5 protein-coding genes and 2 tRNA genes are annotated in these 6964 nt (G+C 42.9%); 2 read left to right on the forward strand and 5 right to left on the reverse strand.

Features of this window, described 5'->3' with window-relative positions:
• Positions 1-7: 7 nt before the first annotated feature.
• The 4 genes from BCT81_RS17660 to BCT81_RS17675 all read right to left on the reverse strand — a co-directional run bounded on the left by BCT81_RS17660 (position 8) and on the right by BCT81_RS17675 (position 3518).
• Positions 8-98, reverse strand: a tRNA-Val gene (locus BCT81_RS17660).
• Positions 99-134: 36 nt separating this feature from the next.
• Positions 135-208 (reverse strand) — tRNA-Cys (locus tag BCT81_RS17665).
• A 197-nt stretch (positions 209-405) separates the two neighbouring features.
• Positions 406-1851: an ATPase RavA stimulator ViaA gene (gene viaA, locus BCT81_RS17670; RefSeq protein ID WP_102425298.1), complete on the reverse strand. Its 1446-nt coding sequence runs from the start codon at positions 1849-1851 to the stop codon at positions 406-408.
• Positions 1852-1862: 11 nt separating this feature from the next.
• A complete protein-coding gene (locus tag BCT81_RS17675) occupies positions 1863-3518 on the reverse strand; it encodes an ATPase RavA domain-containing protein (protein WP_102425299.1) in 1656 nt (551 codons plus the stop codon).
• 287 nt (positions 3519-3805) lie between these two features.
• Here BCT81_RS17675 and BCT81_RS17680 point away from each other — a divergent pair, with 287 nt between their 5' ends.
• Positions 3806-4321, forward strand: a complete 516-nt coding sequence (locus tag BCT81_RS17680; RefSeq protein WP_102425300.1) for an NUDIX hydrolase — start codon at positions 3806-3808, stop codon at positions 4319-4321.
• A 17-nt stretch (positions 4322-4338) separates the two neighbouring features.
• Complete coding sequence (ltaE, locus tag BCT81_RS17685) at positions 4339-5349, forward strand: low-specificity L-threonine aldolase (protein WP_102425301.1); 1011 nt, start codon at positions 4339-4341, stop codon at positions 5347-5349.
• Between the two features lie 78 nt (positions 5350-5427).
• Here ltaE and BCT81_RS17690 read toward each other — a convergent pair.
• Positions 5428-6964 (reverse strand): hypothetical protein (locus BCT81_RS17690; RefSeq protein ID WP_102425302.1); only part of this gene is annotated, 1537 nt, incomplete at its 5' end.

Below are 6964 nucleotides of genomic sequence, written 5' to 3' on the forward strand. Positions count from 1 at the left end.
CAAAATTTGGAGCGACACACGAGGTTCCCTTTCTTCAAGGCTTAAGGCGTGACCTCAACCTTGTCAAGGTTGCGCTCTACCAGCTGAGCTAGTGTCGCATTTTCATTATTCTGCTCTAGATATCAGAGAGATAATGGAGGCGCCTCCCGGAGTCGAACCGAGGTCCACGGATTTGCAATCCGCTGCATAGCCACTCTGCCAAGGCGCCTTTTTATTTCAACACGTTAGGGACTTAGTAAGTCACTCCGCTGTGTTCGGGTGCCTACTTTACGGATTGAGGAGAGATAGTCAAACAAAAAAGTGAATTTAAATTCTGTTTGCTGACATTTAAATCAAATTGCTGCTTGTTCGATCTTTTCAGCTAAAAAACACACAGCAAAATGGTTTAAATTAATGATTCGCGATCTACCACTTCTTCATGAAGCGACCAACCAAGCTCGGGTGATATGCCCAACAATGATCAAACATGCTCATCAATTGAGGGTTGCCGTACTTAGAAAGGCTCACTGCGTGGAAACGGTTTTTATGTTCCTTCAGCTTTTCAACCTGAGCGATCATCTCGTCAGACTGCTTAGGAGCAATAAAGTCAGACAGCACGATTAAATCGGCATTCTTGTATTTATCACCTGTCATCAAATCGATCGATTTCATCAATACAGGTTCCAAATCTGTGCCTCCGTGGAATGAGTAACTCAAGAAATCACTCGCTTCACGTAAGCCATCTTGTCTTGTTAGCTCGTAAGTAATCTGTTCTGAAGAGAATAGGATAACGTAACAGTCCCTTTCTTCTGCCAAAGCGATTTGCATTAGTGCATAGGCCATTGCTTTAGCTGATTGCTCAGGAAAGCCACTCATAGAGCCAGAGGCGTCTACACAAACAATAAACGGCCCCTTCTCGATATCAACGTGTTTACTGTCTGGCTTTTGTGCCTTAACTTTACGTAACGTACGAGACTTACCTTTGGAGCGGTAACTCAGTAAGCGTTTATCCGCCAAGTGTTTGTAGAAGATAACTTCAAGCTCTGGGTACGCCAAGAACATAGTCTCGTTTGGCAGCATCTTGTTAAGATCATCGCTTTCATGAATCCCGACGATATCATCAACGGCTTCATCGCTTTTCTCTTCTACCATCTGTAGTTCTTCTACAGGGGCCTTATGTAAAGAAGGATCGTCTTCCATGCCCGCCATACGGCCCAGTTTCTCAGCGATCTCTTGTAGGCCTTTATGTTTATTTAAAAACTCTGCGTGACGCTTCATTACCGTTAAGTCTGTTTTACTCAACTTAGCAGAAGCCATATCCCACAAACGCCCAACACTGCCCTCATCACCAGATTCCGTCACTTTATCCATGTTTTTCATGGTTTCCATACGTTGGTAGAGATCCGCTAAAACTTTCTCTTTACTGGTTTCAAGTTCTGTTACTTGAGCTTGCTTGATGGCATCTGACAACGATTGATACCACTGATCACAGAAGTAGTGTGGGAACATCGCATTATAAACGCCCTTGTTGTTTTCCATCAGGCGTCTAGCTTGCAGGTAAAACGCTGAGTGCCACTCCAATTTTTTGATGACATTATCGATCTCATCAAAAAACTGGGGTTCATCCCAGTGAATCACTTCTTGATAAAGCGCGATTTCCTCTTGGAATCGGTCGGTCTCACACACCTTCGTAACGCGTTTCTTTACTTTACCGCGCCATTTCACTAGGTGGTTTTTCACCGACGTTTTTACCCCTTTATTCTCAGCAGCCATCATCACTTGAGAACGGGCGATGAGATCATTCATCGCCGTATCAATGATGCCTGAGTCAGCAACCATTAAAGCAAGGTTTAAACCGTCTGCTCCTAACATACTTGTCCCCTCTACTCGAAGTACTGACTCATAAATTTAAGACGCTGAGCAATCTTGCTGCTCTTCACTTTCGCGGTCTCAAGCTCTTGTGTTACCGCTTGCAAACTTGACTCCATCGCTTTTGGTAGCTCTGGGTCAATATAGTTGTGAGGTAGCGCATCGTGGAAATCGGTACGCACTCGTTTTAGCTTGAATTCAGCTTCGTTTAGTTGCTCAAGTGCTCGCTCAGCGCCACTCAACCATTTGTTGTAAAGCTCTTGGTCCAAACCATCAGTGGTCACCACACTCACTAATACCGAGCGGTTCGCGATGTCTTTAATCACTAGCTGATTCGATGCATCAAGATCCAACTTCAAGCGACATAGGTTTTTGTTTTCGTTTACGTAACCGTAAATATCTCCGTGCCCTTCTTTCAGCACACGATCGAAATCATCTTTCGCTAAGTAAACCCAGCGGCTATCGCCTTTCTCTGATTCTGAAACTGACATGTTGCTTTGCAGCAGAACTAACTTAACTAAGTTGTAAGCACTACCGACGCTGTACGTCTTCGCGTTTTTAATATCGCTGTGGTAAACGTCTTTACGTAGAAGGCCGCTGGTTGTCTCCATTGAGAGGGAAACAGAAAGTGTTGACTCAACTTCGTCTTGGATATCTTCAAGCTCTTCACGTGACATTTCAATTTGAGCTTTGGACTCTTGTTGATCAAAAGCTCGATTCAACGCAAAGTCTTTAACCACACTACGAACCACATCTCGTGATTCTGGGCTGTGCCACAAACAATCTTGCAGTAAAAGAATATCAAGCGGGTTTACGCTGTCACGACCACTGAAGAACGCACTCGCCTTCAGCAGTTTCACAGCTTTCTTCCAACGTCTGTCTGAAACATACAGATCGGATTCAGAAGTTGAACCCTGCTGCTTAACCGTTTCTTCTAGCATGGTTTTCAACTCATACAGCTTATTGAATGCGTTATCTGTCAGTTCAAGCTTGTCGAGTTCTTTTTGCCACTGGTGATATTCAATATCCGTGATCGCCAATCCCTTCGGGATCTCAGCTTCTTGAGAAGTGCCTGCAGTCAGCATCGACTTGAAGTTTTGTTTGTTCTGAATGCGGTTTACAAACACGCGAACAAGCATTCGGTCATAAAGCGCTTCTAGGCCGCTATCTTCATCTGGAAGTTCATTCGACGCAGAGACCAATAAGCGCATTGGTACGCGTTCAATATCACTACCGTTCTTGAACGTTTTTTCATTCACAACAGTAAGGAGTGTATTAAGGATTGCCGGACCAGCTTTCCAGATTTCATCAAGGAATACGACTTGAGCGGTTGGAAGGTAGCCTTCAGTCAACCTTACGTAGCGACCGTTGTCTTTCAGTTCTTGGATACTTAGAGGACCGAACACTTCTTCAGGCGTAGAAAAGCGTGTCATCAAATATTCGAAATAGCTGCTGTTATCGAAAGCTTGGATTAGGCGTTTAGCGATAAGACTTTTTGCAATGCCCGGAGGGCCTAGTAGGAAAACACTTTCACCAGCCAAAGCAGCCAGTAAACAGAGCTTAATGGTATCTTCTCTTTCATAGACACCATCAGAGAGAGCATGCGCTAATTTGTTAATTCTTTCAGAGAGTAGCGCCTTGTCAGCATGTGAAGAAATAGAAGGGGTCATGCATTACTCCGAAAATCTTTGAACAATAAAGAGTGTAGATTTGTTTTTATACATTTGTTAGCACTTTGTTACAAGTGTATTTTATTATTGAGTTGCATTTATATCAGATGGTTACGTCCGTAATTTCGATGTAATCATAGATTGCAAATTTGAGAGTAGAGTCACGGATGGTGTGAAATTTAATTCAAAACTATGTCTAAATTTTCTTTTATTTTCGACACCATAGGCGTTATGGTGAAGCACGTCTTTCGAATACGAAAAATTGGCAAGGAATGTGGCCAGACTGCATGAATAAAGTTATCCATCAATGGAAAAGTATATCTCTCATAGAAGAGAACGTGACGCTCCCTACGAACGTCGTGATAAAACATACAACAATCAATCACCCTGGTGCGGCCGTTATTCTTCCTATCACCTCATCTGGAAAAATCATACTGATTAATCAGTTTCGTCCTTCCCTTAAGAAGTGGCTTTTAGAACTGCCTGCAGGCACTATGGAAGTTGACGAGACACCACTCGAGTGTGCTCAACGTGAGCTAGAAGAAGAAACCGGTTATAGCGCAACTTCTTTTCAAAGCTTGGGGCAAGTTACGCCTTTAGCTGGCTTCTGCGATGAGATACAGCATCTATTCGTTGCAAAAGACCTTAGCCTCACTACCCGCTTTGAATGTGACGAAGATGAAGTCATAGAAGTGATCGAGCTGAGCTTAGAAGAACTGAACGACAAAATACGACACGATCAAATCACCGATACAAAAACTATCGCTTGTTTAAGTAAAGCCCAACTCTGCGGCTACCTATAATACTCTAGGAGAGAAACATGGACTTTCGTTCTGATACCGTAACTAAACCCTCACAAGCAATGCGCAATGTAATGGCAAACGCAGAAGTCGGTGATGATGTATATGGTGACGACCCAACAGTAAACGAACTTGAGCAGTGGGCAGCCAAAGAAACAGGCTTTGAAGCCGCAATGTTCACTTCTTCGGGTACACAAGCCAACCTACTGGGTTTAATGGCGCACTGTGAGCGTGGTGACGAATACCTTTGTGGCCAGCAAGCACATAACTACAAATACGAAGCAGGCGGCGCTGCGGTACTGGGGTCGATTCAACCTCAACCAATCGAGAACAACCCAGACGGCACTCTTGATTTCAAAAAGCTTGCCGCTGCTATTAAGCCAGACGACAGCCACTTCGCTCGCACTAAACTCCTAAGCTTAGAAAACACGATTAACGGCAAAGTACTGCCAATGTCTTACCTAGCGGAAGCTCGTGATTTCGTAAACCAACACGGTTTGCAAATGCACCTAGATGGCGCACGAGTATATAACGCAGCAGTGGCACTAGACGTGCACATCAAAGAGATCGCACAACACTTCGATTCGATGACGATTTGTTTATCAAAAGGTTTAGGTGCTCCGATTGGCTCTCTGCTACTTGGTAGTAAAGAGTACATCGCTAAAGCACGTCGACTACGTAAAATGGTCGGTGGTGGTATGCGCCAAGCGGGTATTCTTGCTGCAGCAGGAAAAATAGCGCTGACTGAGAACGTTACTCAGCTCAAAGCTGACCACGAGAACGCGAAAAACCTGGCTATTGGCTTGAGTAAATTGGAAGGCTTCTCCGTTAACCCTGACTTTGTTCAAACGAATATCGTATTTGCGAAGTTAGACGAGTCAGTGGATATCAACCGTATCGCAGGTGAACTTAGCGAACAAGGTATTACAATGACACCTGGTAACCCGGTACGTTTTGTTACTCACCGCGACATTAGCGCAGAGGATATTTCTCGATTTTTAAATGAGTTACAGAAAACGCTGACAATCTAATACCATAACCAGCCCTTAACGAATCGTAAAATGCCACACAATATCGTGTGGCATTTTTTACCATTAGTCAGTTAATACTTATTCTGGTTTAGGTATTACACGCATGTTGTCCATATAGTAATCAGGAATAATACGAGGGTAAAATCTATCCTCCAAACACTCATAAAGGAACTCGTCATCATTTCTGTTTTGCGGCGGTAAACCACATACTTTGATTGCGCGACCATTATTGACATATTCCTGTTTTTGGTTATCAAAAATCTCTTCAACAAAATAGAATTTATTGCCTTTGACTACTCCACCATAACTGCGGTCAAACATACTTTGACTTAGAGCGAAGCTCGCAACTTCACGGTTATTCAAGTTGCTGTACACTTTAATTGTGTAATGACTAACATCGGCATCAAATAGCTGGTCTTTTGACAGGACTAATTCTTGCTTTGCAAACATAATATTTCGATACACGATAGCACCACTATCATGTACTAAAGTCACACGATAACCCATGATGTCCTGGCCATACACCCTTAAGTCCACACCACTTATCGCTTGTAAGCCGTTAAAAATCCACTCCCAAGGGTTGATTACATAGGGAAAAATTTGATAGAGCGTTGTCATCGCAGTATTCCCGCCACTTGGGTCTTCAACAACCGCAGAACCTTCACTTTGATCAAGTAACGAGCCTACTGTAATAGGGAAGGATTGACTACGGAAATTAGGAACATACACACACAGCTCTTCAAGCGTAATGCCATTGGTAAAACCACTACCTTCAATCTCGTCACTATTACATAAATGACGCTCTGACTCCCCTTCGACCACTTTAGGAATGTGTTTTACAACCGCATTTACAGCACTCGCTAAATTGAATGTTTTCCCAACATTGGCCAGCTTAAAGTTTGTTGTAACAGCCTTATTCATTGCCTGAGAGGCAGAGTTTACAAAAGTCGCCCCTGTAGGCCCTGTTGTAATTTTGACTAGTGAATTAAACAAACGACGGATGTTAGGAACCATCGCCTTTTTCCAAATTTCAGAATTCAAATTAACATCCGACACGCTCTTCTTCATCACTTCCCAAGAGATTGGATCGATACCCGCAGGTTTTAAATCATTATTTACTTGGCCTTTTGAAACAAACAAAGTAGATTCATTCTGCATAATATAAGAGCGAAGGTTTGAAAGAAATTCAATAACTGAAATATCCTGTTCACCAAGCTTAAAATACTCTGCTGGATATAAAACTTCTGCGTTACCCGTAGGATTCGCCTCAAGCCCAAACAACATCAACTCCGAAAGACTTACCTCTTTGTAAGCTACGTACGAGTTGTTCCAAGTTTTAACTATCGGGGTAGTAGTACACTCCGCACACCTAACTATGTCTCGAATTACATCCTTTAAAAGCTTGTCTAACTCCCTTTCAGCAGTAGTCATCGATAACTTTTCTGAAAGATATTTTTGTATAAACAGTAGCTCTTGATAATGGATTTTCTCTGCTTTTGTTGGCTTTGGTGACGAGAAATCTATTTGCTCAATTTCAGCGTCATGAAAGCGCTTTGCTTCATTATCATACTGAACGAACAATTGTTGTTTTGCACCGACAAAATCTAACCCTGTT

Source organism: Vibrio sp. 10N.261.52.A1, assembly GCF_002876325.1.
Classification (GTDB): domain Bacteria; phylum Pseudomonadota; class Gammaproteobacteria; order Enterobacterales; family Vibrionaceae; genus Vibrio; species Vibrio chagasii.

Bases quoted from the DNA above. Each gene is read 5' to 3' on its own strand.
- ltaE (WP_102425301.1), top strand. From the start codon at position 4,339: ATGGACTTTCGTTCTGATACCGTAACTAAACCCTCACAAGCAATGCGC.
- viaA (WP_102425298.1), bottom strand. From the start codon at position 1,851: ATGTTAGGAGCAGACGGTTTAAACCTTGCTTTAATGGTTGCTGACTCA.
- BCT81_RS17680 (WP_102425300.1), top strand. From the start codon at position 3,806: ATGAATAAAGTTATCCATCAATGGAAAAGTATATCTCTCATAGAAGAG.
- BCT81_RS17675 (WP_102425299.1), bottom strand. From the start codon at position 3,518: ATGACCCCTTCTATTTCTTCACATGCTGACAAGGCGCTACTCTCTGAA.